Consider the following 25,033-nt stretch of genomic DNA (forward strand, 5'->3'; position numbering starts at 1 on the left):
CCCATACGCCATTTTTAGACTATTTTTGTGGCATGACTGACGTGATACTAAAGAAAGGCAAAGAAAAGGCGGCATTGCTGCGTCATCCCTGGATATTTTCCGGCGCGCTCGAGCGGTTAAAAGGGAAACCGGAGAACGGTGAGGTTGTAACGGTAAGGTCGGCAGCGAACGAGTTTCTTGCCTATGCATATTACAATGATCAGTCGCGCGTTGCGCTCCGACTGCTGGAATGGAAAGAAGACGCGGTGATAGATAAAGCCTGGTATTCCGACAAACTAAGCAAGGCAATTGCTGCCCGCAAGCCCTTGCTGGATGAAAATACGGATACATGCAGACTGGTATTCAGTGAGGCCGACTTCCTGCCGGGCCTGATTGTCGACAAGTACGCTGATTTCCTGTCGGTACAGATCCTGAGTGCTGGAATTGAGCTGGTTAAACACGACCTGATCGATATTCTTGTTGAACTGCTTCAGCCCAGAGGCGTATTTGATAAGAGCGATGCCGGTGCCCGCAAACACGAGAACCTGGCGGCTGATCAGGGTCTGCTTTGGGGTGAACACCCGCCTGAGTTTCTTGAGGTAAAAGAGAACGGTATTAAATACCATATCAATATTGCCGGGGGACAAAAATCCGGCTTCTATTGCGATCAGCGTGATAACCGGGCGATCCTTGCGGCACACGCAAAGGGTAAAAGGGTTTTGGATTGCTTTTCTTACAGCGGCGGTTTTTCACTTAATTGTATTAAACAAGGTGCTGCCGAGGTTACGAGTGTCGACAGCTCGGCATTAGCCATCGAAACGTTACAGCATAATATCAGCTTGAATGGTTTTGATAAGGAGCATCAAAGGAGCATCCAAGCGGATGTTAACAAACAACTCAGGGCTTTTAAAGACGAAGGCAGAAAATTTGACGTGCTGGTACTCGATCCGCCCAAGTATGCCCCCTCACGGTCGGCGCTCGACCGGGCTGCACGGGCTTATAAGGATCTGAACCGGTTGGGCATGCTTATCCTGGAGCCGGGGGGCTTGCTGGCCACGTTTTCCTGCTCTGGTGCTGTGGATATCGAGACTTTCAAACAGATCATTGCCTGGGCCGCGCTTGATGCCGGCCGGGAGGTACAGATCATCGGACAATTTTCTCAGCCGGAAGACCACCCGGTGCGGGCTTCATTTGCAGAGGGGGAGTATCTGAAGGGCTTGCTGCTCCGCGTTTTATAGCGGATCTGATGCTGTGTGACAGAGCTACTCGTCGGGAAGCCTGTTGTACTCGCCTTTAAGCGCATAATAGCCAAAAACAACCAGTCCGGCGCTGATCGGGATGAATATACAAAGGATAATTCCCCATTGAAGTGCCGTGTTGGTTCTGGCCACACCATCCGGGGCCAGCCCGGTTTTCTCAATAGCCTGAGCAAACAGGAAAATGATCGATGCTGGTCCGAGCAGGATCCAGAATATGCCTAATGCCTTTTTTAATGCGTTCATATGGCTCAATTAATGATCGGCTTCGCCGTGATCGGGTTTACGATTGGACAGATAGACGGCGCCTATAACAAAACTTAAAGCGGCTATGCCTATAGGATACCACAAGCCTGATAGCGGCGTGGAACCAGGGAAACTAGCGATTAAGGTAGCAACGAAGGGCACCAGTCCGCCAAACACCCCGTTGCCTATATGATAAGGAAGCGACATGGAGGTGTATCGGATCTTTGTGGGGAAGAGTTCTACGAGGAATGCTGCAATTGGGCCGTAAACCATAGTGACCAGCAGGATCTGGAAAAACACAAGTGCAACGAACTTCCAAAAGACGGGGGAAGATAATTTTTTGTCTTTGTATACCGGCTCTGCGGTGCTCATCCAGTTGTCCGGCTTCTTGGTGATCAGCTGTTCTTTCGTAAAGGCCGTACCATCATGCAGCTCATAATGCGTTTGAATCAAGGTAAGGCTATCGCCTGTCTTCACATCCAGCGATTTGGTAACAGCGCCTTCGAGCCGACTACGCACTTCTGTTTGCGGAATGTTACTGAAGTCCGTATCGTTAAGGAAGATCTGGTATATGGGCCTGTATAACACGACGCCCAGGAGCATGCCAGCCAGCATAATCCATTTCCGCCCTACCCTGTCGCTCCATGACCCGAAGACAATAAAAAATGGCGTCGCAAAGGCGATGGCCCAAAGCAGGATATAACGGGAGTCGTTGAAATCGAGTTTGCAGGTATTCTCCAGAAAGGACTGGGCGTAAAACTGCCCGGTATACCAGATCACACCTTGTCCCATCGTAGCGCCAAACAAAGCCAGCAGAACCATCTTGAAATTGGCTTTGTTCCTGAAGCTCTCCTTAAGCGGATTTTTGGACACCTTGCCTTCGGTCTTGAGTTTGGTGAACATGGGTGACTCGTGCATCTTCATCCGGATATAGATGGAAACACCGACAAGCAGGATGGAGAGCAGGAAAGGCACACGCCAGCCCCAGTCGGAAAACGCTTCTGCACCCAGCAGGTTTTTGGTAAACACGATGACACCCAGCGAGAGAAAGAGTCCACCCGTCGCCGTGGTCTGTATCCAGCTGGTGAAGAAGCCCCTTTTATTAGCGGGCGCGTGTTCGGCAACATAAGTAGCCGCACCTCCGTATTCTCCTCCAAGGGCAAGCCCCTGCACCAGTCGGAGTATGAGAACGAGTATAGGAGCCGCATATCCAATGCTGGAATACGATGGGATAAGACCGATGAGGAAGGTCGACCCACCCATGAGGACCAGCGTAAGGAGAAAAGTATACTTACGCCCGATCAGATCGCCCAGGCGACCAAACACAAGCGCTCCAAAGGGCCTGACTATAAATCCAGCGGCAAAGATCGCCAGGGTGTTGATCAGCGCCGAGGCACCCGCATCAGCAGGGAATAATTGCGTGCCTATGATGGTGGCCAGACTTCCGAAAATATAGAAGTCGTACCATTCAATGAGGGTTCCAAGTGAAGAGGCCCCGATAACTTTAAAAATATTGTTCTGTTTGCTTTCGCCGTTCATTTGGTTAAAATTGGTTAGCAGGCTGGGGCAACCGGGTTGCCGCAAACCTAAAGCTACAATTTATTCCGAATTTAAGGCAGGTGGCCGACGGATAATTTATTGTTCTTCGCGGAAGTAAACCTTGTAGTAGTTCATGGACTTATCATCGTCAAAGCCCTTTTCGATAAGCTCTTTGTCGCCATGAATATAAATGTGGAAGTTTTTGTCAAGTTTAAGTACACTCTTGTATACCCGCGCCTGCTTTTTCACAGCCGCGCCCGAGATATCAAAACTGTCGGGAATGGCTGTATCGAATTCTTCTTCGTAGCTCTTTTTATAACTTTTGAAAGATTCGATCCCTTCGGCATTACCGATCACTTCATTGGAGAACTCATCCAAATCAAAACTCTCCTTTTCTTTGAAGTATTTCATCGACTTATTGAGCAGGTCGATCTTGTCGGCCTTGGAGATCTCAAACTCTTCATCGAGCTTTTCGGTAACAAAGCTCTTATAAACGCCCAGTACGCTGTTGGTCTGGTTGAAATTGTCGTTACGAACCCGAAGCTTTAGAAATTCATCTTTCCAGTACACGGCTTCGCTGCTACGGTTGGTCTGGTCGATGACGGCAACGCGATAACCTTCTTCCTTATCGGTATTGAAAATAAGGCAGCCTTTGTCGAGCTTACTGATGTTGATAGCATCCTGTTCATAGCTTAGCCCGAAGCCACTGTTTTCCGGGTACACCTTAAGGTAGGTTTCCTTGGTCTCAGATTTAAATATCCCGATGGCATCATGAAGCCCGCCTTCTATTTGAACGTTTTCAAAATAGGCGACATAAAGTTCTCCCGACTTGATCTTGGGGTGGCCCGATACCTCGTACAGGTGTTTGGCTATTTCCTGACTGTGGCTGTGGAATTGCTGCCCGTCTTCAAATATGCTTGCGACGAAGTGGTAGACCTCGTTCAGGTTCAGATCGGCGTTCGGATGGTAGAACCTGTAAATCTCATTGACCTTTTCGAACTGCCCAAGGAAGTATTGCTGCAACAGGTTGCTTAGCAAATTGTCTGAAATTGAAACGGATTGCTCCGACAAAACGTAAAACTCGTCCTGCGATTTATTTCCTATCCGGTGTATAGACAGTTCGGATAAGGAGGCCTCAAAAAATGAAATCATTACTGTGCCTGCTCCTTAACATCGCCCTCATTTGGCATATTACGTAATGTTACAGGTCGCTCCGCATTTTTCTTCATCTTCAGGTTAAGCATCTCTACAAGTACAGAGAATGCCATGGCAAAATAAATGTAGCCTTTTGGAATATGCTGATCCAGGCCCTCTGCAAGTAAAGATACCCCTATAAGAAGAAGGAACGACAGGGCAAGCATTTTGACGGTGGGATGCTTATTTACGAAAGTACTGATAGCGCCAGCGGATACCATCATGATCACGACGGCAATGACAACTGCGGCGATCATGATCTCCACGTGGTCGGCCATACCTACAGCGGTAATCACCGAGTCGAGCGAGAACACGATATCCAGAATAAGGATCTGAGCGATGACACCGGCAAAACTGTGCACTTTACCCTTGACTTCTTTTTCTTCTTCGCTTTCCAGCTTGTCATGGATCTCATGGGTACTCTTATAGATCAGGAAGAGCCCACCCAGGATCAGGATCAGGTCGCGCCCCGAAATGGAGAGTTTTTGCAGCCACTCTGTACTGCTTACCCCAATCAGGCTGCCAAGGTTGAATATCTCTGCGGTAAGGGTCATAACCCAGCTCAACGATAGCAACAGGAGCACACGGGTGATCATGGCCAGCGCCAGTCCTACCTGTCTGCCCTTCTTTTGCTGGTGGACAGGCAGCTTGCCGGATAAGATGGAAATAAAAATGATGTTGTCTATGCCGAGAACGATCTCCAGTACCGTCAGCGTTAATAATGATATCCAGGCCTCGGGGCTGCTCAAAAATTCCATATTCTTTTAAATATTAGGCTAAGATAGAAAAAGCCCGTCGAAAGTATGAACAAGATTTGGCGGTTTTGGTTTTGCTCCAGAGAAGTTTCTGCGGCGCCCGCTCGATTAATTATTCAGTTAAATGTTCCAGACGGCAAATATGTAGTTCAAAATCAATATTTTTGCCGCTTCAATACACTAAAAACATGCTTAGAACGACAACTTGCGGTGCTTTAAACCTTGAGAATCTGGGTCAAGAAGTGATTCTGTGCGGCTGGGTGCAAAAATCCAGGGACTTGGGCGGAATGACCTTTATCGATATTCGCGACCGGTATGGGATTACCCAGCTGGTGTTCAATATGGACGACAACCGTGAACTGTGTGAAGCGGCCCGGAACCTTGGCCGTGAATTCGTGATAAAAGTGACCGGTACTGTTGTTGAGCGTTCTAATAAGAACCTGAAGATACCTACCGGCGAAATCGAGATCAAAGTTTCGGCGCTGGAAATTCTGAATGCCGCTAAACTTCCGCCTTTCATGATTGATGATGAAACAGATGGCGGTGATGACCTGAGAATGAAATACCGCTACCTGGACCTGAGAAGGAACCCGGTAAGAAATAATATGGTATTGCGTCACAGAATGGCGCAATCTGTACGTCGTTATCTGGACGGCCTGGACTTTATAGAGGTGGAAACCCCGGTTCTGATTAAATCGACACCGGAAGGCGCACGTGACTTTGTGGTGCCAAGCCGCATGAATGCCGGTGAATTCTATGCCTTGCCGCAATCGCCGCAAACATTTAAGCAATTGCTGATGGTTTCTGGTTTCGACCGTTATTTTCAGATTGTGAAGTGCTTCAGGGATGAGGACTTACGTGCAGACAGGCAGCCGGAATTTACGCAGATCGATTGTGAAATGTCTTTTATTGAGCAGGAGGATATTCTGAACACATTTGAAGGCCTCATCCGGACGCTATTTAAGGAAATTAAAGGCATTGATTTGCCGGAAGTGCCACGTATGCAGTACTCGGATGCGATGAGATTGTACGGATCTGACAAGCCAGACACGCGTTTCGACATGAAGTTCGTTGAGCTTACTGAACTTGTTAAAGGCAAAGATTTCCCTGTATTTGAGCAGGCTGAACTTGTGATCGGAATCAACGCCAAAGGGTGCGCCTCTTATACCCGTAAACAATTGGACGAGCTGACTGATTTCATCAAACGTCCGCAGATCGGTGGTACTGGTCTGATTTATATGCGCCATAATGAAGATGGTTCCCTGAAGTCTTCGGTGGATAAGTTTTATGACGAGACTGAGCTTAAAAAATGGTCGGAAGCCATGAATACGGAGGCGGGCGACCTGGTGCTGATCATGGCAGGCATCAAAGACAAGGTCCGTAAGCAGCTTAGCGAACTGCGGCTTGAAATGGGCAGCCGGCTTGGACTACGCGATAAAAATGCGTTCAGCGCGTTGTGGGTGCTTGACTTTCCTTTACTGGAGTGGGACGAAGAGACCGAACGTTATCATGCCATGCACCACCCCTTTACGTCACCAAAACCCGAAGATATCCCTCTGCTTGATACGCAGCCAGGAGAGGTAAGGGCGAATGCGTACGACATGGTGCTGAATGGCACGGAGATCGGGGGCGGATCTATCCGGATTCACGATCGTGGGTTACAGGCACTGATGTTTAAACATTTGGGCTTTAGCCCGGAAGAGGCACAAAAGCAATTTGGCTTTCTGATGGATGCATTTGAATATGGCGCGCCGCCACACGGGGGTATTGCATTTGGATTTGACCGGTTGTGTTCGCTCTTTGCGGGACTGGACACGATCAGGGATGTGATCGCCTTTCCGAAAAACAATTCAGGAAGAGATGTGATGATAGACAGCCCTTCGGCTATAGACGAAAAACAACTGACCGAATTAAAGATAAGAACAGCTTTATAAGCTGTTCTTAATAGGTTTCGCTATCCGGCGGGATGCCATAATCTACGTAGGCAACCTCTGGCTTAGCTGCTTTTTTCTTCTTGCCGGTGAACCACGACTTAACCGTAGCAAAAGCATTAGCTATATTTTCTGCGTCCAGCGTTTTTCCGATCTTTCCCGAGGCAAGGCCCACCACCGCCTTGGTGATGATTCCAGAACCTTTAAACAGGGTATTGTTCATCACAAACGGCAGGATCAGCGACATGATACTACTGCTGATGTGCAGTTCCTCGTCTGCTTTAAGGAGATTTGAAGGATTCAGATGCCGTTTAAATAAATATGCAGGGGTAAACTGCTTGAGGTACGCTTTGCCATCGGCAACGATCGCCTCAGCCTGCATGTCGTTCTGCATCTTCAGGCTACTCAGCCTCGCTTGAAGGTCGTCCAGGTTCCGGATATTATATTTTCTTTTCATCGTTTCCATCATCTTCATCCAGTTTAGTAAAATATCGCCTTACAGTAACGTTAATGATGCCTTTCTCGATGTATTTGTCTTTGGTGAAAAAGACAATGAGTGCCAGAAGAAGATAAATCAGCGATACAGCACCAAAGCCGGCCGTAAAGCTGCCAAAAACATCAGACAGATATAAGGCCAGCGTAACTGAACCGAAAAGGAACGCAAGAATGAAACATACCAGCACCACGGTGTTAGTGACGATATCTGCGAATATCTTGGCAACCTTTTTCACCATCATAAGGTGCATGTATTCCAGCTTTGTCTCCAGGTAAACCTTTACATCTTCGTAAAGATCCTCAATACGCTTTTCTTTGATTTCTTCTTCCTGCATCATACGAAATTTAAGCGGTTTTAAGCATGTTCTAAATCGTCAGCATATTCTTCTTCGGTCTGCCCTAGCTTGCTCTTTACGGAACTTACGACCTTTTCTTTCAGGCTGGCCAGATTATTTATCTCATCGGCAGCACGGTCTTTAATGGTGTCGCCAAGGTCTTTGAGTGACTGGCCAAGTTTATCCCGGGTATCACTTCCTTTTTCAGGTGCGAACAGTAAGCCCAACGCTGCGCCCGCAGCTAAGCCTGCTAACAATGCTACCAACACTTTTGAATTATCATTCATAACTTTAAAATTTATATGTTTTTGTTTTGAAAATTCTATTGTAATAACCCCTCTTCATCGGAATTTGTTTTGATTCTCTCCAATCTTTCCGTAGCCAGTGCGCTCGTTTCGTAGATTTTAATAAGCAGCACAAAATAAGATATCAGCAAGGGTCCAAATACGAGTCCTAATATCCCAAATAGCGGAATACCGATAACAACGCCGATAACCGTAACGATGGGATGAATGTTTCCAACCTTTTTGGCGATCATAAACCGTAGCACATTGTCGATATTGATCAGAACAATGAAACCGAAAACCAGCATAGACCATCCCGCCATGTTGTTCCCGTTTGCAATCTGTATAAGTGCCGCAGGTACAAAGACGATTGGCGGACCGAGGATGGGCACGAACGAAATAAAGGTGGTAATAACGCCCCAGAACACCGGGTCGGAATATCCGAGCACATAGAATGCGACGCCCAGCAGCGAGCCCTGTACCAGGGCAATAAATCCCTGCCCTACAACATTGGCGTAAGTCGTATTACGCATTTCTTCAGCGAAACGCTGCGCGTTTTGCTCCCTGAACGGAGCATATTTGAGCAAAGCTGCTTCGAATTTTTCCCGCTCCGCCAGCATGAAAAAAAGCAGAAAATACATCAGCAGAAGCCCGAATACGATATTAAACGCCCCGGTGATCAAGGAAGGGAACAATCCTGCGGCCCATGCCCCCGCCTTTTGTATGCCATCCTGGATAAGCTCCTGGACGTCGCCACCAAGAGGCACCAAGTGAGTGAGTTTGAACATGATCCGCTTGAAGTACGCCGGATCGTTCTGAAGTTCGGCGATTTTCTCAATGACCATGCTGCTTAATCCGTAAAAAGGCAGAACAAGGACAATCAGGGAAACGAATAATAACAGCACTGCAGCAACCTTTTGATTCATCTTTTTGGTTTCGGCGAGAAATATAAATCCGGGCCTGAGAATGGTATACAAAACCAGGGTGCTTAAGATTGATCCGAATATCCCCTGAAGCGAATACAGAATGAGTATTCCGAGCGCAATAATAATGATCAGATTGATATTGTTACGCTGCTTATAGCTGAAAAGTGACATCATATTAAATTATATCTAAAGCCAAAGTGTGCTGTCTTTATAAACCGGAACCTGAATAAGAAACTGGCTGCCTGAAGGAAGTGCCTTGTACGTGATGTGGCCATGGTGGGTGGTAAGCAGCCTTTGGGCATGGGTAAGTCCCAGTCCGTTCGCCCTTATCTTGGTGGTAAAGAAAGGTTCAAAAATCTTAGACCTGTTGCCGGGAAGTATACCTGGGCCGTTATCTTCCACCACAATTTCAAAACTCTTCTCGTTGATAGATGCTTTTACGTGAATTTGCTTTGGGTATGTTTCCATGGCTTCGACGGCATTTACCAGCACTATTTTTAAGGCTTCCACCATCTTCTGCCTATCCACAAAGGCCTGCGCACCGGATAAGTTGACTTCCCGGCTCAGCTGGATACCATGTCCGGCGATCAAATCCTGAATACCGGCAAGCGCTTCGTCAATAACCTCGCTAAGGTCATGCCGCTGCAAATTCAACGTCTTTGTTTCCGTACTGGATATGAAATTATGGATCAGCTGATTTAGCCTGTCGCAGTTGGCACGAACGATCTCCAGATTGCGCTGTACGGATTCATTATAAGCGAAACCTTCCTCGCTGGCCAATTCCTCAAGGGCGAGATTTATGGTCGACAACGGATCCCTCAGTTCGTCACCCAAGCCTCTCGCTATATGTTCAGAAATGGCCATTTTACCTAAATTCACAGATTGATCTTCAATTTGCTTGCGATAGCTCAGGTCGCGAACAATGGTATGGTAAGTTTCCGTTACACTGATCATGTCGGTTTGAATAAATGAAGACAAACTGCAATGGTACACATCGCCTGTGCCCGACACCATCTCACATTCAAAGTCGCTTAGTAGTCCTTTTGTTTCCAGAAGATGATGGAATTGTTCGGCATCAACGGGATTTCTAAACAATGACCGGTCATCGAGGCCGGAAATCTGATCATGCTGATATCCGAAAAACCTTAATCCTCCGCTATTCATATCCTGGATCCGGCCCTTATCGTCAGATATAAAAATGGGATCTTTGGCCTGCTCGAACATCGTCCGGTATTTACGCTCGCTGCTCTTCAGCGCTTTCAAGATTCCCGCCTGCGTTAATGAGTACCTGATGCAGCGGTCAAGCATATCAGCTTCGATCTCATCTTTTACAAGATAATCCGCGGCGCCATACTGCATCGCCTGCTCATCAATTGAGCGGTCACCTTTTCCCGTTAACATGATAACGGGTTGTTCGGATCCCGAATTTTTTGCTTCCTGAAGCAACTCTATACCCGTACTTTTTCCAAGTCTGTAGTCGACCAGATAAACATCGTACAATGCTTTGCGTATAGCGGAAATGCCCTTCTCATAACTATTTACCCAGGAAAGCTCATATTTATCGGCCAACTCTCCAAATATCGCTTTGGTCAAGACATAGTCGTCTTCGTCATCGTCGATCAGCAGCACTTTAATTTTTTCCATCACTTTTTAAATTGAGCGTGTTAGTATGCTTTTTAGGCAACAGCACAGTGAAAACGGAACCTTGTCCCGGCTCACTGTCTGCATATATCAGCCCATTATGGTACGACACTATCTTTTTGCATATGGCCAGTCCAATACCCGTCCCCTCATATTCACTACGGATATGCTGTCTGTGAAAGAGATCAAATATCCGCCCTGCGTCGTTTCTATCAAAACCTATTCCGTTATCTTCAATGGTGATTGAAGCGTATTGTTGCCGGGGGACTATACCTTCCAGGTTCAACTGATCGTCTGTGGCCGACTGTGCGCTGATCTTAACGTGGGGGGGCTGTCCGGATTTGGTAAATTTAAGCGCATTACCTATCAGATTCAAAAACAACTGGTAGAGCTGGGTCTCAACGCCATAAACGCCTATCGATGCACTTACACTGATCGTCGCCTGTTTCTGCTCGATCGTATAATCCATGTCGTGCGTTATCCTTGTGATCAGATCACCCAGGTCGACCACCGTAAACCGCTTCCCATCACGGGTAGCTTTTGAAAATGTAAGCAGGTCGCTGATCAATACCCGCATGCGGTTAGCTGCCTGATCCATTCTGGACAAATAATCTTGAGCCTCTTCATCAAGGTTGCCACTGTGCTGCTCCTTAAGGCGCTTGCTAAAGGCCTGGATTTTTCGCAGCGGTTCCTGCAAATCGTGCGAAGCGACATAGGCGAACTGCTCCAAATCCTGATTTGACCGGTTAAGCGCGGATATCTTTTCTTCAAGCTGTACTTGCGCTTCACGCAATTCCGTAACGTCCTGAGTTGTTCCGATATAGGCAAAATTGTCGTTGATGCCAATACGCTTATATTCGCCCGCAGTAAGTACATGCCTGATCTGACCCGAAGGGCGCACAATACGATAATTTAGTTTAAATGGCGTTTTCCTTATCTGAGCCCGTTCAAATTCGGCCGTGACCTCCTTAAGATCCTCCTCATGTATCAGACTTTGGTAAGTATTGATATTCATTGTCACCGAATGAGGGAACAACCCGTGAATATTGTACATTTCGTCTGACCAAAGGATGTACTGTTTTCCTTCCATCCACTCCCAACTCCCGCTGTGAGAAACTTTTTCCGCCTCTCTTAGCAATGTCTCGTTAATTCTCAGCTTGAGCACGGCCTCCTTCAGTTCTGTGATATCCTGGATGGTCGCCACAAGCCGGCTTTCATCTGACAGGTAAAGTCCTTGCGCAAGAATATACTTTCTAAGACCTGAAGGCTGCATGATCTGGTATTCAACGGCGAAATTTGAATTATTGTTTACTGCGGATTCCAGTGCCTTGGCGACCTTCTCCCGGTATTCGGGAACGATGACCCGGGTGTTTAGTTCTGCATCAGGTGTTATCTCGGTCTTAGTAAAACCATAAATGCGGTAAAGCTCGTCCGACCATTCAACCGCCCCCGAGCGTGTGTCTACCTGCCATGTTCCGATATGGGCTATCTGCTCTGCCCGCTCCAGCAGTTGTCCTTTGCTGGCCAACCCACGATTAGTTTGTTCTAGTTCCGTTACATTGTGCGTATATCGCCGGATTGCCCCGCTCAACCTCATGTTCATATACAACAAGATGAGGCATATCAGGCCGATTGCGATGGAGAAAAACACGGCTATGTGTCAAGATTGATCGCTTTCATTTTATTATACAAAGTTTTGCGATCGATATTAAGGATCTTGGCTGCCTTGGTCTTATTGAAGTTGACCTCGCGCAGCACCTTCAAAATGGTTTCGTATTCAGCCTCCAATGCTGCGTTTTTCAAGTCTCTGGGCTTATCAAACCGGGAAAGCGAGTTCTCTATCGCAGAAGCCTTGGCATAGGTCGATATTTCGAGTGGAAGGGCTTTCAATTGGATTTCGTCGGTTTCCGCGAGGAGCGTAGCCCGTCGCACAACGTTTTTTAACTCCCTTACATTTCCCGGCCAGTTATAGGTCAGAAGGCACTCCTCCACCTCTGCGGAAAATCCTTTTACGTTTTTATCCAGTTCCCTGTTTGCGAAGTCCAGAAAATTATTGGCGAAAGTAAGGATATCCCGACCTCGCTGACTTAAAGGCGGAAGTTCAATGGAAAATTCATTGAATCTGTGAAACAAATCTTCCCTGAATTTACCTTTTTGAATAGCGTTGGCCAGGTTCTCGTTAGTCGCTACAATAATGCGCACATCAAGGTCTATCTCTTTGGTGCTACCGATCCGCTTTATCTTTCGCTCCTGAACCGTGCGGAGCAAGGCCGCCTGAATATCGTAAGATAGGTTGCCTACCTCATCAAGAAACAAAGTACCTCCGTTCGCCATTTCAAAGTGACCGATCTTCGTATATAAGGCTCCTGTGAAGGCGCCTTTTTCATGCCCAAAGAACTCGCTGCCGGCAAGTTCCTTGGTTAAGGATCCACAGTCCATTGCAACAAAGGGCTGATCTTTTCGGGGACTGTTGAGATGAATCGCCTTTGCAACCGACTCTTTCCCTGTACCACTTTCCCCCATCAGGATGACGCTGTAGGAAGTTGGTGCTACAAGCTGTATCTGCTTGAGCAAATCTTTTGAAGATTGACTCTGACCTACCACAAAATTGTCCGTATTAACATAGGTTGCTTTTGCCGGCTTTTGCTTAGGAGCATCTGCGGAAATATCGGATTGGTCCGTATTCAGTGCGATCTGCGTCTCAATCGCTTTGTTGATCGTGTTCAGAATTTCATCGGGATAGAGCGGCTTGGTGATGTAATCATAGGCCCCAAGTTTAATAAGTTCAACAGCCAGCTTGATATCTGAATAACCAGTGATGATGATCACTCCGGTTTTAGGGTAGCTTTCCTTAATTCTGATGAGCATTTCCTTTCCATCTGTATCTTCCAAACGATAGTCGCACAGCACCAGATCGTACTTTTCGCGGCTCAGGTGTTCCATGGCAGTAACGCCGCTGGTTGCGGTAGTCACGCTGAAAGAATTCCTGGTTAAAAACTTCGAAAGAAGCAGACCTATATTGACCTCATCATCTACTATTAATATTTTTCTCATATAGCTAACTTGGCACCTTATTTACGAAATAAATATAGGTATGTTTTTTTTATTGGGAAATATTCTCCACAGTTTTATTTAAAAAAGTCCCAATAAACCTCGAAGAAAAAAGGAAATAAGGCGTGTTCCCGAGCTATATGCCCTTGAATACCGGCTTGCGCTTTTCCATAAAGGCCTGCACCCCCTCCTGGAAATCATGTGTACCGAAGCACGCGGCAAACTCGTTAATTTCCGTCAGAAAGCCGGAATTTCCAGTCGACGCGTTTACGGCCCGGATAGCTGCGGCGATCGCCAAAGGCGCGTGCTGTATGATTTTTCTCATGACCTCTTCTGACTTTTCCTTGAGTTCTCCTAAAGGAACGATATGATTGACTATTCCGATTTCAAGAGCATTCGACGCGGTGATCATCTCTGCCGTTGCGATCATTTCAAGTGCCCGACCTTTGCCGATCAGCTGAGTCAACCGCTGTGTACCGCCATAACCAGGTATAAGCCCCAAGGTAACCTCCGGTAAACCCAGCCGCGCGTGATCTGCGGCTATGCGAAGATGACACGACAAGGCCAGTTCCAGCCCGCCTCCGAGTGCAAAACCGTTGATAGCGGCGATAACCGGCTTAACGGAAGTCTCGATGGCGTTAAAAACGCTGCGTTGACCTGTCTCCGCTAAAGCCTTACCCTGTTCTACATTAAAGGATGCGAATTCAGCGATATCGGCGCCTGCAACAAACGCCTTCTCACCGGCACCTGTAAGTATAATCCCTCCAATGTTCGGATCTGCCTGCGCCGAAGCGATGACATCACTGAGTTCGGTGATCGTCTGAGTGTTTAGCGCATTGAGTTTCGGAGCTCTGTTAATCGTGACATGAAGAATACGGTCTCTTAATTCGACGAGAAGATTTTGATAGGTCATAGTTAAAAAGTTCTGTTTACGGATACCCAGTTCTTTATATAATCGACAACGGATGCCATTGTAGTACCCGGCGAAAACAGCTCTCCTACACCCATTTTCTTGAGCGCTAAGGCATCTGCCGCCGGAATTATGCCACCTCCGGTAAGCAACACGTCGTTGAGTCCCTTCTCATTCATCAACCGTATGATCTTAGGGAATACGGTCATATGCGCGCCGGAAAGAATTGAGATGCCGATAGCGTCGACATCTTCCTGCAATGCTGTATTCACCACCATCTCCGGCGTTTGCCTTAACCCTGTATAGATGACTTCCATTCCGGCATCGCGGAGCGAAGTAGCGATTACTTTTGCGCCTCTGTCATGTCCGTCAAGCCCCACTTTCGCGACAAGAACACGTATCGGTCTTTGTAATGCGTTATCCATATTAATGTGAATAGTATGCGGTAAATGTAATTAATTTAGCGGTTTTATGTTAACTTTGAGGCAAAAATTACAGTTTTTATGAGTGAGGAAAGATCATTGAACTTTATTGAAGAGATCATTGAAAACGATTTAAAGAGGGGCCGGTACGAAACCTTAATAACCCGCTTCCCTCCGGAACCGAACGGTTATCTCCACATCGGACATGCAAAAGCCATTTGTCTTAATTTCGGCCTTACTCAGAAATACGGAGGCTATACCAATCTCAGATTTGACGACACAAACCCAGTGACGGAAAAGACAGAATATGTGGACAGCCAGCAAAACGATATAAAGTGGTTGGGCTTTCAGTGGAAAAATGAACTTTATACCTCTGACTATTTCGATACTTTATACGCTTTCGCAGTAAAACTCATCGAAAAAGGACTGGCCTATGTAGACGATAGCACGGCAGACGAGATTGCTGAACAGAAAGGCACTCCGACTGAACCGGGGAGAGACAGCCCTTACAGGACCCGAACAATTGCAGAGAATCTTGATCTTTTCAGCCGGATGAAAGCAGGCGAATTCCCTGACGGAGCATGCACGCTTCGCGCAAAGATTGACATGGCAAGTCCGAATATGCTAATGCGCGATCCGATCTTATACCGGATCAAACACGCGGATCACCATCGTACAGGAAACAAATGGTGCATCTATCCTATGTATGATTTCGCTCACGGGCAAAGTGACAGCATTGAATCAATTACCCATTCTATTTGCACACTCGAGTATGTTGCGCACCGTGAATTGTACGACTGGCTGATTGAGCAATTGGACATCTTCCCGTCTAAACAATACGAGTTTGCCCGACTAAACCTGTCATATACCGTAATGAGCAAGCGTAAGCTTCTGCAGCTTGTAAATGACGGTGTGGTAAGTGGCTGGGACGATCCGCGCATGCCTACGATAAGCGGTCTGAGACGCAGAGGATATACCCCGGAGAGCATTCGCGATTTTTGTGAAAGAATCGGGATCGCAAAACGCGAAAACATCATAGAGTTAAGCCTCCTGGAATTCTGTATCCGGGAACATCTTAACAAAACCGCCACCAGAGTGATGGCCGTGATGGACCCAATTAAACTTGTTATTACCAATTACCCTGAAGACAAAGAGGAGATTTTAATTGGCGAAAACAATCCGGAGGCGGAAGACAAAGGCGGGACCCGGGAAATACCATTCAGTAATACGTTATGGATCGAGCGTGAAGACTTCATGGAAGTCCCGGCAAAGAAATGGTTCCGGTTAGCCCCGGGCTCCATGGTCCGGCTGAAGCATGCATATATTGTGAAATGCGAGGATTTCAAAAAAGATGACAACGGCAACCTTACAGAAGTCCACTGTTCTTACATCCCGGAGTCTAAAAGCGGGTCTGACACAAGCGGTATTAACGTAAAAGGCACCATCCACTGGGTAAGCGCTTCTCACGCAAAAAAGGCAGAAGTGAGGCTCTACGATCGTTTGTTCACGGTTGAGTCGCCAGACGCGGAAGCGGGAGATTTTAAGGACTACCTTAACCCGAACAGCGTTGAGGTACTCCATGACGTATACATTGAACCTTTTCTGGCTCAGGCTTCATCCGACGTACGCTACCAGTTCATCCGCAAGGGATACTATTGCCTCGACAGGGACGCTACTGCCGAAAAGCCCGTTTTCAACCGTACTGTCTCTCTCAAGGACGCCTGGTCTAAAGCCAATAAATAGGCTAGAGATATTTGCGGTACAAACTGAATAACACCTGTTTATCGTAGGGCGTTAGTGCAGGGCTAATATCTGTTTGAATAAAATGCCGCTTAAAGGCGGTAATTGCGGCCGGGAGATTACTGACGTCATATCCGATAATCCGAAGCGCAGCTTTTGTATCAAAGGTATCAGAAGGCGTTATTAGAATAGCGTCATACCAATATCCGAAACCTTTCTCGGCAAGTGTTTTCCATGGAAACATATTCGGATCCTGCTTTCGGCCGGGCGCCATATCGGAGTGACCTATAAAATTGGCTACCGGAATGTTGTGCTTCTTTTTCAGCGCGGCTAGTACCTCGAGAAGACTGTTGATTTGAGCGTCAGGATAGGGTTCGCTTCCCGTGTTATCCAGTTCAATGCCGATCGACGACGAATTAAGATCGGTATCATTTCCCCATTTGCCCGCGCCGGCATGATGAGATCTGAGGTAATCATTTACCATCTGGATCACTTTTCCGTCGCGCCCAATTATGTAGTGAGCACTCACTTGTGTTCTTGCCAGGATAAAGGTATTGATGGTTTGTTCGGTCGATTTTTGCGCGGTATGATGAAGAATAACAAAATTCGGCTTTCTCAGTCCGAAATTTACAGAGCCAACCCATGCCTGTTGATTCGCGGGAATTGTCTCACTTCCCTGATTTAAAGGGGGCGTTGCTTCAATTATCTTTGCATAGGCCCTGGCCTGACTTTTATAGATTTTATTCGTCGCTGCATATTTTCCGCCTCCGCAGGAGCTAAGCAGAACGGCAAAACTTATAAGGGCAAAAACATTTTTGCTGACGGGGGAGTTTTTCATAGCATAGGTATTGGGCTGTGAAATTACTAATTTTTGCTATTTTAGCCGCTATTTCTTCGGAGCTACTAGCCCGACTTACCGTTAAATTAAGAGTACGACCATTATGAGAAATATCTTTATTGCTGCCTGTTGCTTTATTTATACCAGTATCATGCTGATTTCATGTACACATTCTACCGGAACCAGCGCTGGTACAACCGTGACAGGAGACGACAGCCTGCAGCGGTATGTCGCCGAACGCATCAGCATCTACGAACAGGTCAAACTGACGACCAACCTGAACGATCTTTCTCCTGATGACCGGAAAATCCTGCCGCTCTTAATTCAGGCTGCCCAGATCATGGACGAGCTCTTTTGGAAACAGGCCTATCCGCAACGTGACAGCCTGTTGAACGCAGTAAAAGACGAAAAAACAAAAGCCTTTATCTGGATCAATTACGGACCTTGGGACCGCTTGAACGGCGATAAGCCATTCGTCGCAGGAATTGGTCCTAAACCTGCCGCCGGCACATTTTATCCTGCCGGTATGACCAAAGAGGCCCTCGAAAAATCAACGGTGAGTGATAAATATGGCTTGTACTCTGTGATACGGGCGGACACTCTGGGTCGTATGACATCCGTACCGTATCATGTACTTTACGCAGCAGAATTGCAAAAGGCCTCTTCGTTACTTAAGCAGGCGGCTTTACTCACGGAAAACGCCGGGTTCAAAAAATACCTTAACCTGCGTGCGGACGCTTTGGTAACAGACAAGTATACGGCGAGTGATTACGCATGGCTGGATATGAAAGACAATACGCTGGACATCATCATCGGGCCTATTGAGAACTATGAAGATAAGTTATTCAATGCCCGCGCCGCCTACGAGGCATATGTCCTCGTAAAAGACAAAGTATGGAGTGAGCGCCTTACCAAATATGTTGCTATGCTCCCCGAGCTGCAGCGCGGACTTCCCGTGCCTGAAAAGTACAAACAGGAAAAACCGGGAACAGACTCTGAGCTTAACGCCTATGACGTTGTCTATTATGCGGGCGACTGCAATGCGGGCTCAAAGACCATTGCGGTAAATCTTCCCAACGATGAAATAATACAGCAGAAGAAAGGTACCAGACGTTCCCAGCTCAAAAATGCGATGAAAGCGAAGTTCGACAAGATCCTGATTCCTGTTGCTAACGAACTGATTGATAAGTCGCAGCTAAATTATATCAACTTCGACGCGTTCTTCTCCAATGTTATGTTTCACGAGGTTGCCCACGGACTGGGCATCAAAAAAACGGTAAACGGCAAAGGCTTCGTCAAAGAAGCACTTCAGGATCAATACTCCTGGCTTGAAGAAGGAAAAGCGGATGTCCTGGGGCTGTACATGGTTACCGGTCTTTTAAAGAAGGGGGAACTCAAAGGAAAGATTGAGGACTATTATACGACTTACATGGCCGGTATCCTGAGGTCTGTTCGCTTCGGCGCCTCCAGCGCACACGGAAAAGCAAATATGCAGTGCTTTAACTTCTTTAAAGACAAGGGCGCATTTGTCCGCAATGCCAACGGTACCTACAAAGTAGATTTCAGCAAATTCGAAACTGCGATGAACGCGTTAAGCAGCCTTATTCTGCAGCTGCAGGGCGACGGCGACAGGGCTGCTGCGGAGCGGGCCCAGAAAGAAAATGCAGTTATAGGCGCCGAACTTAAGCAGGATCTGGACCGCCTTACTCAAAAAGGTATTCCTGTAGACATTGTATTTGAGCAGGGGGTCGATGTCCTGGGCGTAAAGTAATTAAGGCGAAATATAACGGCTTATGATATCTTCCAGATCCTGAATATCGAATGGCTTAGACAGATAATCATCGGCTCCAGCCTGTTCTGCGAGAGATTTCACATCATTGTTCGCGGAAAAATAGATTACCGGGATGTTTTTCAGCTCCGGATGGCTCTTAAGCGCCTTGGTGGCTTCAATTCCGCCAACATCAGGCAACCAGTTGTCCATGAAAATGATATCTGGTACACAGGCCATTACCTGATCAATAATGTTATTCGAAGTCACCGAGGTTTTGATCTCGTAGCCGGCGTCCTCCAGAATGATTGTACATAAGTCGAGTATATCGGCATTATCGTCAAAGACGAATACTCTTTTGGGTTTATTCATGATGGTATTTAGATAACGTGTTTATAAACTCTGCTATTTGTGGGATAGTCAGAATATGATCTACGGATACATTTTGCTTTGCCTGAGCAGGCATGTAAGACACCTGAGCTGTTTCGGGATCCTGAATCGCAGCCACCCCTCCCCATTTTTTCACCTGCCTCAGCCCTGCCACACCGTCGGCGTTCGACCCTGAGAGCAGTAAGCATACAAGACCCTCTCTGTATACTTCTGCAGCGGTATGGAAAGTTACATCTATTGATGGCCTCGAATAATTCACTTTTTCCGAATAATCCAGCGAAAACGTTTTGTCCCGCTCTATCAGGAGGTGATAATCTGATGGTGCAATGTATACAACGCCGGGCTGAACAACCTCTTTTTCATCAACTTCCTTCACCGTCAGCCCGGTCCGTGAAGTTAAAAGATCCGGGAGCAGCGAGTCGCTTCCATGCTTACGGTGTATGACAATAATGATCGGAAACGGGACAGGGATACGAACGATCGGAAGCACCTTAAGCAGTACGTCCAGGCTACCAGCCGAGCCACCGATTATAAATGCTTCACACGCCCTCATTTCTGTATTTTACGCCATATTTTCTCCGTGCCGAGTCGCTTGTATTTCTTTAAGAATGGAGAAAAATTGATCGTCTCCTTGGTTCCTAATGCAAGATAACCCAGTTCCTCAAGACTGTCGTCGAAAAGTCCGAATACCTTATGCTGCAATTCCCGGTCGAAATAGATCAGTACATTGCGGCACAAGATCAGTTGAAACTCATTGAACGACCGGTCCGACACGAGGTTGTGCGTTGAAAAAATAATTTTCTTCTTCAGATCATCATTGAATTTAGCCAGGGAATAATTAGCCGTATAATAACCGGAGAACTCCTTATTGCCGCCAGATAAAATGTAGTTCTCAGAATACTGTTTCATGTAGCTCAGTGCAAAAATACTCTGAGCGGCCCGATCAAGAACAGCAGGATTTATATCGGTTGCATATATCAGGGATTTTTCGAGCAAATTGAGTTCCTTAAGGATAATAGCTATAGAATATGCCTCTTCTCCGGTCGAACACCCTGCCACCCACACTCTGATAAAGGGATAGGTCCCAAGCTTCGGCAGCACTTCCTCGCGGAGCGTCTTGAAGAACATTGGGTCACGAAACATTTCCGTCACATTTACAGTGATTTGCTCAACAAACCGTTTGAAATACGAGCTGTCATTGTTTATCCGGTACCTGAATTCCGCAAAGCTAAGTGCTTTATCGAGCGTGAAGAGTCTCAAAATTCTACGCTTCAGCGAGGCTCTGGAATATCCGGTAAAGTCGTAACCATATTGCTCCAAAGTATCTGCGAGCAATAAATCTACCTGTTCATCACTAATTACCGCTCCCTCCACATCAAACGTATTGACTTATCAGCTTAATTAATTCGTCGACATTGATGGGCTTCGAAACATAGCCTGCTGCGCCCGCATCCAGGCACCTTTCCCTGTCGCCCACCATCGCCTGAGCAGTAACCGCAATTACCGGTATATGCTTCAACTGCTCGGTTTCAGCGATCTTTGCCATGGCTTCATAACCATCCATATCCGGCATCATCATGTCCATAAGCACAACCGAAATCCCTGGCTCAGCACTAAGCATTCGTATCCCCTCTTCGGCGCTTGTTGCCGACAAACAGGTGTATCCTTTCGACTTGAGCACTGCCTTTAAAGCGAAAATATTACGATTATCGTCGTCAACAATCAAAATCTTATTAGCCATATTATATCCTGTCATAAAGCCAGACCCTAAGCAACGAAATGAGTTGGTCAACATCTACAGGTTTTGAGATGTAATCCGAAGCACCGGCCGCAATGCATTTCTCCCGATCTCCCATCATAGCTTTGGCAGTAACAGCCAGCACCGGCAATTGTTTGAAAGCAGGTATTTTCCTGATCTCCCGTGTGCTTTCATATCCATCCATTTCCGGCATCATCATATCCATAAGAACAATATCTACCTTTGGGTTGTCTTTTAAAATCTGTAGGGCTTCCCTGCCGTCAGTAGCCGCGAGAACCTTCATTTTATGCTGTTCCAGTGCTTTTGTGAGTGAAAAAATATTTCTTACGTCATCATCCGCGATCAGGACAGTCTTATTGTTCAGGACGTCATACAAGCCTGCAAGTTTTTCCGTGACCACGGGCCGGTTTCTTTTATCACTCTCGTTTGCTTCAACAAGATGGAGGAACAGGCCTGCCTCATCAAGGATACGTTGGTACGAATGGGCGGTCTTCACTACGATCGAATCGGCATACTGCCTGATCCGGCTTTCCTCGCCTTTAGAAAGGTTCTTCCCGGTGAAGATAATGATCGGCAGGTTTTCCAGTCCTTCGCTTTTTTTGATGGTCTCCAACGTTTCATAAGCATTCTTATCCGGTATGCCCATATCCAGAATCACACAATCTACTTCTTTTTTCTGCAACGCATCGATACTCTGGTTAACATTGTTGGCAACCTGGGTCATGATATTATAATTGCTCAAAAAGTAGCTCAGCGCTTCGGCGTGCTGCTTATTCTCTTCCACAATCAACACCTTTTTAGGATGCTTGCTAAGCGCATACTCCAGTTTCTGGAAAATTTGTTTCATGTGTTCAAGCGCTACAGGCTTGTTGATAAAATCTACCGCTCCTTTAAGCAGGCTTTCCTTCTTTACTTCAAGCGACGACATGATATGCACCGGGATTGGCCGTGTGGCGGGGTTAGACTTCAATTCTTCCATCACCTGCCACCCATCTTTCACTGGAAGCTGGATGTCCAGCAAAATTGCGAGCGGCCTGAAGCTGTTTGCCAGTTCTATACCTGCATCGCCCCGCACAGCCACAATACCCTTATATCCACGCTTTCTGGTAAACTGCAACAAGGTCTTTGCGAATGCCGTATCGTCCTCAATGATCAGGATCACTTTGTCCTGTGCTCCTATGTCATCCCTGTCGTCTTCAATATCTTTCGGAATAACACTTACAGTAAATCTCTCAGCGTTGGCTTGCTTTGGTGTTTCCTGTTTCGGCTTTTCGGGTTCGGATGAATCTGATTGCGTTACTTCCTCAGTGACAGCGTTTCGGTCAACCGGCAGCCTGAGTAAAAACTCGCTTCCAACATTTTCTTTACTCGTAAGTTCTATTTCACCTCCCAGAAGTTTTGAAAGTTCACGGCTTATCGATAAGCCAAGGCCTGTCCCGCCAAATCTTCTGCGTGTAGACCCGTCGGCCTGTTGAAATGCTTCGAAGATTAAACCCTGCTTTTCTTCAGGAATACCGATACCTGTGTCCGTTACCTTGAATAAAAGCATGCGGCCGGCATCGTCCTTATTAACCGTCAGGGCTACTTTGCCGCGTTCCGTAAATTTAACGGCGTTTGAAAGCAGGTTTTTAAGGATTTGTTCCAGACGCATTTTGTCCGTGTTAATCTGCAAGCCATCCGCTATATCTATAACAAGCTCCAGCCCCTTGTTTTTAGCAAGCGGGGTAAAAAGTGACTTCATATCTGTAGCCACCTCGGAGATATTAACGTCCGCAAATTCCAGCTTCATCTTTCCTGCTTCGATCTTCGACAGGTCAAGAATTTCATCTATTAGGCCTAGTAGGCCCTGTCCCGAGCTTTGTATTACTTCTGCGTATTCGATATACTCCTTATCCAGCTCTTTATTCTCAGACATAAGCTTAGACAACAGCAAAATAGAATTAAGCGGCGTCCTCAGCTCGTGAGACATGTTTGCAAGGAATTCAGACTTGTACTTCGTACTCTGCTCGAGTTGCTCTGCTTTTTGCTGAATATCCAGGTTCCGCTCGTGTATCAGCTGGTTCTTTTCTTCAAGCAGGCTTGTTCTTTCTTCGAGTTCCTGATTGCTTTGCAGCAACTCTTCCTGTTGTACACGCAACTCCTCTTCAGAAGTTTGTATTTTCTGTGCCTGAGCCTCCAGTTCCGCATTTAGCCCCTCCAGTTCGCTGTGCTGAGCCTGAAGCTCTTCGGTTTGTGCCTGCGTTTCTTCCAGCAGTTCCTGAAGTTTCTTTCGGTTTTGCGACACATGGATTGCCATACCAATACTATCCGCAACACTGCCTAACAGCTCCAGTTGAAGCGGGCTGTAGCTTGAAAGCGAACCAAACTCCATAACGCCGACAACTTCGCCATGACGTGTGATTGGCGCCGCCACCACATTTCGGGGACTGGTACTTCCGGTAGCATAGCTCACGGTCATCTCACCTTCCGGAATATCGTTCACCAGAATTTGCTTTCCCGACTTTATTACCTGGCCCGCAAGCCCGTCACCTAGGCTAATCCGGTTACGCCTCGCCTGGGCTTCAAGGGCAAACCCGCCTGCAAGATAAAGACTGTTGTCAGACTCAAGAAGATACAATGCGCCGACAACACTTTCCGTATAATCTGCAACATGCTCTAAAATGTTAGCGGCCAGCATTTCCACGGTCTTCTCCCCAACCATGGTTTCGTTTAACGTGGCTATTCCCGACTGAAGCCATTCCTTATCCGCAAGCTTAGAGAAAGAATACTCGAGAGATTCAGCCATGGCATTGAGCGATCCAGACAAACTACCTAACCCGTCTTTTTGTGTTTCGTCGAGTCGCGCACCATAATCGCCTTTAGATATCTGCGCGGCAACCGTTTGAATTGCGGCTATTCTGGCCGCCGTTTGCTCATTGTTTGCCCTCAGTTCTTCCTGCAGCCTCATGCGCTCGTCGTGATCTCTAGATACACGCAGGTAAAAGAAAAGCGTTATGAGTACGGCAAGCGCAGCCGCAGCAATAATTACAAGCGGCGTGTAGCTGGCTTGCTTATTTAATTCGGTCGTCCGCTCATTCAGGAGTCGCATCTCTTCCTCCTGCATTTTCTTGATCAAGGCCCGTGCACGGTCCATGTATGACTTTCCCACCCGCAATTCGGAAACCGTAATCTGACCTCCGCTGTCTTTGATGTCAATGATTTTCTGTAAAGCGTTAAGCCGGTTTTCAATGATGTCCTGCAGGCGCTCAATATGGTATTGTTGCTGACCGTTATCTACTGTTGCCAGACTTATCCTGTTAAGCAGTTCCAAGGCATTGCCACGCGCTCCATTATAGGGTGTCAGAAACTCCGTCTCGCCTGTGAGCAGGTAACCTCGCTGACCGGTTTCAGCATCCTTCAGGGCGGAAAGCACCCCGTCTAAATCGGTCATGACCGCATTGCTGTGCGATACCAGTTCTGCGCTCTTAATCAAATTCGTAATGCTCTTGTAGGACGCCAGTGATGACACAAATAAGATCAGCAATGACAGCCCAAGCCCAATACGCAAATTGTTTTTGAGTGATGTTTTCTCCAT

General features: G+C 47.0%; 23 protein-coding genes. 4 read left to right on the plus strand and 19 right to left on the minus strand.

Annotation, left to right across the window (positions count from 1 at the left end; genetic code table 11):
* Positions 1–32: 32 nt before the first annotated feature.
* Positions 33–1,217, plus strand: coding sequence for a class I SAM-dependent rRNA methyltransferase (locus QEP07_RS10565; RefSeq protein WP_285010051.1), 1,185 nt, complete (start codon positions 33–35; stop codon positions 1,215–1,217).
* Positions 1,218–1,241: 24 nt separating this feature from the next.
* Here QEP07_RS10565 and QEP07_RS10570 read toward each other — a convergent pair whose 3' ends face one another.
* The 4 genes from QEP07_RS10570 to QEP07_RS10585 form a co-directional block, all read right to left on the minus strand.
* The gene (locus tag QEP07_RS10570; protein ID WP_256002924.1) at positions 1,242–1,481 is read right to left on the minus strand and encodes a DUF6814 family protein; all 240 of its coding nucleotides are present in this window, start codon (positions 1,479–1,481) and stop codon (positions 1,242–1,244) included.
* A 9-nt stretch (positions 1,482–1,490) separates the two neighbouring features.
* Positions 1,491–3,020, minus strand: a complete 1,530-nt coding sequence (locus tag QEP07_RS10575; RefSeq protein WP_285010052.1) for an MFS transporter — start codon at positions 3,018–3,020, stop codon at positions 1,491–1,493.
* Positions 3,021–3,116: 96 nt separating this feature from the next.
* Positions 3,117–4,172, minus strand: a complete 1,056-nt coding sequence (locus tag QEP07_RS10580) for a nucleoid-associated protein (RefSeq protein WP_285010053.1) — start codon at positions 4,170–4,172, stop codon at positions 3,117–3,119.
* Complete coding sequence (locus QEP07_RS10585) at positions 4,172–4,972, minus strand: TerC family protein (RefSeq protein ID WP_256002917.1); 801 nt, start codon at positions 4,970–4,972, stop codon at positions 4,172–4,174. Before QEP07_RS10585 ends, QEP07_RS10580 begins: the two co-directional genes overlap by 1 nt.
* 185 nt (positions 4,973–5,157) lie before the next feature.
* Between QEP07_RS10585 and aspS the strand changes: the two genes are divergently transcribed.
* Complete coding sequence (gene aspS / locus QEP07_RS10590; RefSeq protein WP_285010054.1) at positions 5,158–6,903, plus strand: aspartate--tRNA ligase; 1,746 nt, start codon at positions 5,158–5,160, stop codon at positions 6,901–6,903.
* A gap of 7 nt (positions 6,904–6,910) precedes the next feature.
* On the opposite strand, the gene QEP07_RS10595 is transcribed toward aspS, so the two are convergent.
* The 9 genes from QEP07_RS10595 to QEP07_RS10635 all read right to left on the minus strand — a co-directional run bounded on the left by QEP07_RS10595 (position 6,911) and on the right by QEP07_RS10635 (position 14,967).
* On the minus strand, positions 6,911–7,369 hold the full coding sequence (locus QEP07_RS10595) for a hypothetical protein (protein ID WP_256002912.1): 459 nt from the start codon (positions 7,367–7,369) through the stop codon (positions 6,911–6,913).
* A complete protein-coding gene (locus tag QEP07_RS10600; RefSeq protein ID WP_256002909.1) occupies positions 7,341–7,733 on the minus strand; it encodes a phage holin family protein in 393 nt (130 codons plus the stop codon). Before QEP07_RS10600 ends, QEP07_RS10595 begins: the two co-directional genes overlap by 29 nt.
* Before the next feature lie 17 nt (positions 7,734–7,750).
* A complete protein-coding gene (locus QEP07_RS10605; RefSeq protein WP_256002907.1) occupies positions 7,751–8,017 on the minus strand; it encodes a YtxH domain-containing protein in 267 nt (88 codons plus the stop codon).
* A 35-nt stretch (positions 8,018–8,052) separates the two neighbouring features.
* Positions 8,053–9,114, minus strand: coding sequence for an AI-2E family transporter (locus tag QEP07_RS10610; protein ID WP_285010056.1), 1,062 nt, complete (start codon positions 9,112–9,114; stop codon positions 8,053–8,055).
* Positions 9,115–9,126: 12 nt separating this feature from the next.
* Positions 9,127–10,584, minus strand: coding sequence for a hybrid sensor histidine kinase/response regulator (locus QEP07_RS10615; protein ID WP_285010058.1), 1,458 nt, complete (start codon positions 10,582–10,584; stop codon positions 9,127–9,129).
* A complete protein-coding gene (locus tag QEP07_RS10620; protein WP_285010060.1) occupies positions 10,571–12,184 on the minus strand; it encodes a sensor histidine kinase in 1,614 nt (537 codons plus the stop codon). The genes QEP07_RS10615 and QEP07_RS10620 overlap by 14 nt, the downstream gene beginning before the upstream one ends.
* Positions 12,185–12,234: 50 nt before the next feature.
* The gene (locus tag QEP07_RS10625; protein WP_256002898.1) at positions 12,235–13,635 is read right to left on the minus strand and encodes a sigma-54-dependent transcriptional regulator; all 1,401 of its coding nucleotides are present in this window, start codon (positions 13,633–13,635) and stop codon (positions 12,235–12,237) included.
* A gap of 133 nt (positions 13,636–13,768) precedes the next feature.
* Entirely contained in the window at positions 13,769–14,545 is a 777-nt protein-coding gene (locus tag QEP07_RS10630) for an enoyl-CoA hydratase/isomerase family protein (RefSeq protein ID WP_285010061.1), read from the minus strand.
* Positions 14,546–14,547: 2 nt separating this feature from the next.
* A complete protein-coding gene (locus QEP07_RS10635; RefSeq protein ID WP_256002894.1) occupies positions 14,548–14,967 on the minus strand; it encodes a cobalamin B12-binding domain-containing protein in 420 nt (139 codons plus the stop codon).
* A 78-nt stretch (positions 14,968–15,045) separates the two neighbouring features.
* Between QEP07_RS10635 and QEP07_RS10640 the strand changes: the two genes are divergently transcribed.
* Positions 15,046–16,707, plus strand: coding sequence for a glutamine--tRNA ligase/YqeY domain fusion protein (locus QEP07_RS10640; protein ID WP_285010062.1), 1,662 nt, complete (start codon positions 15,046–15,048; stop codon positions 16,705–16,707).
* Position 16,708: 1 nt separating this feature from the next.
* Here QEP07_RS10640 and QEP07_RS10645 read toward each other — a convergent pair whose 3' ends face one another.
* Positions 16,709–17,542 (minus strand): N-acetylmuramoyl-L-alanine amidase, encoded by an 834-nt coding sequence (locus tag QEP07_RS10645; protein ID WP_285010063.1) that lies wholly within the window; start codon positions 17,540–17,542, stop codon positions 16,709–16,711.
* A 103-nt stretch (positions 17,543–17,645) separates the two neighbouring features.
* Here QEP07_RS10645 and QEP07_RS10650 point away from each other — a divergent pair, with 103 nt between their 5' ends.
* Entirely contained in the window at positions 17,646–19,313 is a 1,668-nt protein-coding gene (locus QEP07_RS10650; protein ID WP_285010064.1) for a DUF8614 domain-containing protein, read from the plus strand.
* On the opposite strand, the gene QEP07_RS10655 is transcribed toward QEP07_RS10650, so the two are convergent.
* Genes QEP07_RS10655 through QEP07_RS10675 form a run of 5 tightly spaced genes read right to left on the minus strand, consistent with a single transcriptional unit; the run spans position 19,314 to position 25,033 of the window.
* On the minus strand, positions 19,314–19,682 hold the full coding sequence (locus tag QEP07_RS10655) for a response regulator (protein ID WP_285010066.1): 369 nt from the start codon (positions 19,680–19,682) through the stop codon (positions 19,314–19,316).
* Positions 19,675–20,253 carry a chemotaxis protein CheB gene (locus QEP07_RS10660; RefSeq protein ID WP_285010068.1) on the minus strand — a complete coding sequence of 193 codons (579 nt, stop codon included), beginning with the start codon at positions 20,251–20,253 and terminating at the stop codon, positions 19,675–19,677. The genes QEP07_RS10655 and QEP07_RS10660 overlap by 8 nt, the downstream gene beginning before the upstream one ends.
* Entirely contained in the window at positions 20,250–21,074 is an 825-nt protein-coding gene (locus QEP07_RS10665; protein ID WP_285010069.1) for a CheR family methyltransferase, read from the minus strand. Before QEP07_RS10665 ends, QEP07_RS10660 begins: the two co-directional genes overlap by 4 nt.
* Before the next feature lies 1 nt (position 21,075).
* Positions 21,076–21,441, minus strand: a complete 366-nt coding sequence (locus QEP07_RS10670; protein ID WP_285010070.1) for a response regulator — start codon at positions 21,439–21,441, stop codon at positions 21,076–21,078.
* A gap of 1 nt (position 21,442) precedes the next feature.
* Positions 21,443–25,033, minus strand: a complete 3,591-nt coding sequence (locus QEP07_RS10675; protein ID WP_285010072.1) for a response regulator — start codon at positions 25,031–25,033, stop codon at positions 21,443–21,445.

Origin of the sequence: Pedobacter faecalis, from assembly GCF_030182585.1 — a bacterium.
Lineage (GTDB): Bacteria > Bacteroidota > Bacteroidia > Sphingobacteriales > Sphingobacteriaceae > Pedobacter > Pedobacter faecalis.

Bases quoted from the DNA above. Each gene is read 5' to 3' on its own strand.
- QEP07_RS10660 (WP_285010068.1), bottom strand. From the start codon at position 20,253: ATGAGGGCGTGTGAAGCATTTATAATCGGTGGCTCGGCTGGTAGCCTG.
- QEP07_RS10675 (WP_285010072.1), bottom strand. From the start codon at position 25,033: ATGGAGAAAACATCACTCAAAAACAATTTGCGTATTGGGCTTGGGCTG.
- QEP07_RS10635 (WP_256002894.1), bottom strand. From the start codon at position 14,967: ATGGATAACGCATTACAAAGACCGATACGTGTTCTTGTCGCGAAAGTG.
- QEP07_RS10670 (WP_285010070.1), bottom strand. From the start codon at position 21,441: ATGGCTAATAAGATTTTGATTGTTGACGACGATAATCGTAATATTTTC.
- QEP07_RS10620 (WP_285010060.1), bottom strand. From the start codon at position 12,184: ATGAACATGAGGTTGAGCGGGGCAATCCGGCGATATACGCACAATGTA.
- QEP07_RS10605 (WP_256002907.1), bottom strand. From the start codon at position 8,017: ATGAATGATAATTCAAAAGTGTTGGTAGCATTGTTAGCAGGCTTAGCT.
- QEP07_RS10585 (WP_256002917.1), bottom strand. From the start codon at position 4,972: ATGGAATTTTTGAGCAGCCCCGAGGCCTGGATATCATTATTAACGCTG.
- QEP07_RS10595 (WP_256002912.1), bottom strand. From the start codon at position 7,369: ATGATGGAAACGATGAAAAGAAAATATAATATCCGGAACCTGGACGAC.
- aspS (WP_285010054.1), top strand. From the start codon at position 5,158: ATGCTTAGAACGACAACTTGCGGTGCTTTAAACCTTGAGAATCTGGGT.
- QEP07_RS10650 (WP_285010064.1), top strand. From the start codon at position 17,646: ATGAGAAATATCTTTATTGCTGCCTGTTGCTTTATTTATACCAGTATC.
- QEP07_RS10630 (WP_285010061.1), bottom strand. From the start codon at position 14,545: ATGACCTATCAAAATCTTCTCGTCGAATTAAGAGACCGTATTCTTCAT.
- QEP07_RS10640 (WP_285010062.1), top strand. From the start codon at position 15,046: ATGAGTGAGGAAAGATCATTGAACTTTATTGAAGAGATCATTGAAAAC.
- QEP07_RS10610 (WP_285010056.1), bottom strand. From the start codon at position 9,114: ATGATGTCACTTTTCAGCTATAAGCAGCGTAACAATATCAATCTGATC.
- QEP07_RS10615 (WP_285010058.1), bottom strand. From the start codon at position 10,584: ATGGAAAAAATTAAAGTGCTGCTGATCGACGATGACGAAGACGACTAT.
- QEP07_RS10565 (WP_285010051.1), top strand. From the start codon at position 33: ATGACTGACGTGATACTAAAGAAAGGCAAAGAAAAGGCGGCATTGCTG.
- QEP07_RS10600 (WP_256002909.1), bottom strand. From the start codon at position 7,733: ATGATGCAGGAAGAAGAAATCAAAGAAAAGCGTATTGAGGATCTTTAC.
- QEP07_RS10570 (WP_256002924.1), bottom strand. From the start codon at position 1,481: ATGAACGCATTAAAAAAGGCATTAGGCATATTCTGGATCCTGCTCGGA.
- QEP07_RS10645 (WP_285010063.1), bottom strand. From the start codon at position 17,542: ATGAAAAACTCCCCCGTCAGCAAAAATGTTTTTGCCCTTATAAGTTTT.
- QEP07_RS10655 (WP_285010066.1), bottom strand. From the start codon at position 19,682: ATGAATAAACCCAAAAGAGTATTCGTCTTTGACGATAATGCCGATATA.
- QEP07_RS10575 (WP_285010052.1), bottom strand. From the start codon at position 3,020: ATGAACGGCGAAAGCAAACAGAACAATATTTTTAAAGTTATCGGGGCC.
- QEP07_RS10625 (WP_256002898.1), bottom strand. From the start codon at position 13,635: ATGAGAAAAATATTAATAGTAGATGATGAGGTCAATATAGGTCTGCTT.
- QEP07_RS10580 (WP_285010053.1), bottom strand. From the start codon at position 4,172: ATGATTTCATTTTTTGAGGCCTCCTTATCCGAACTGTCTATACACCGG.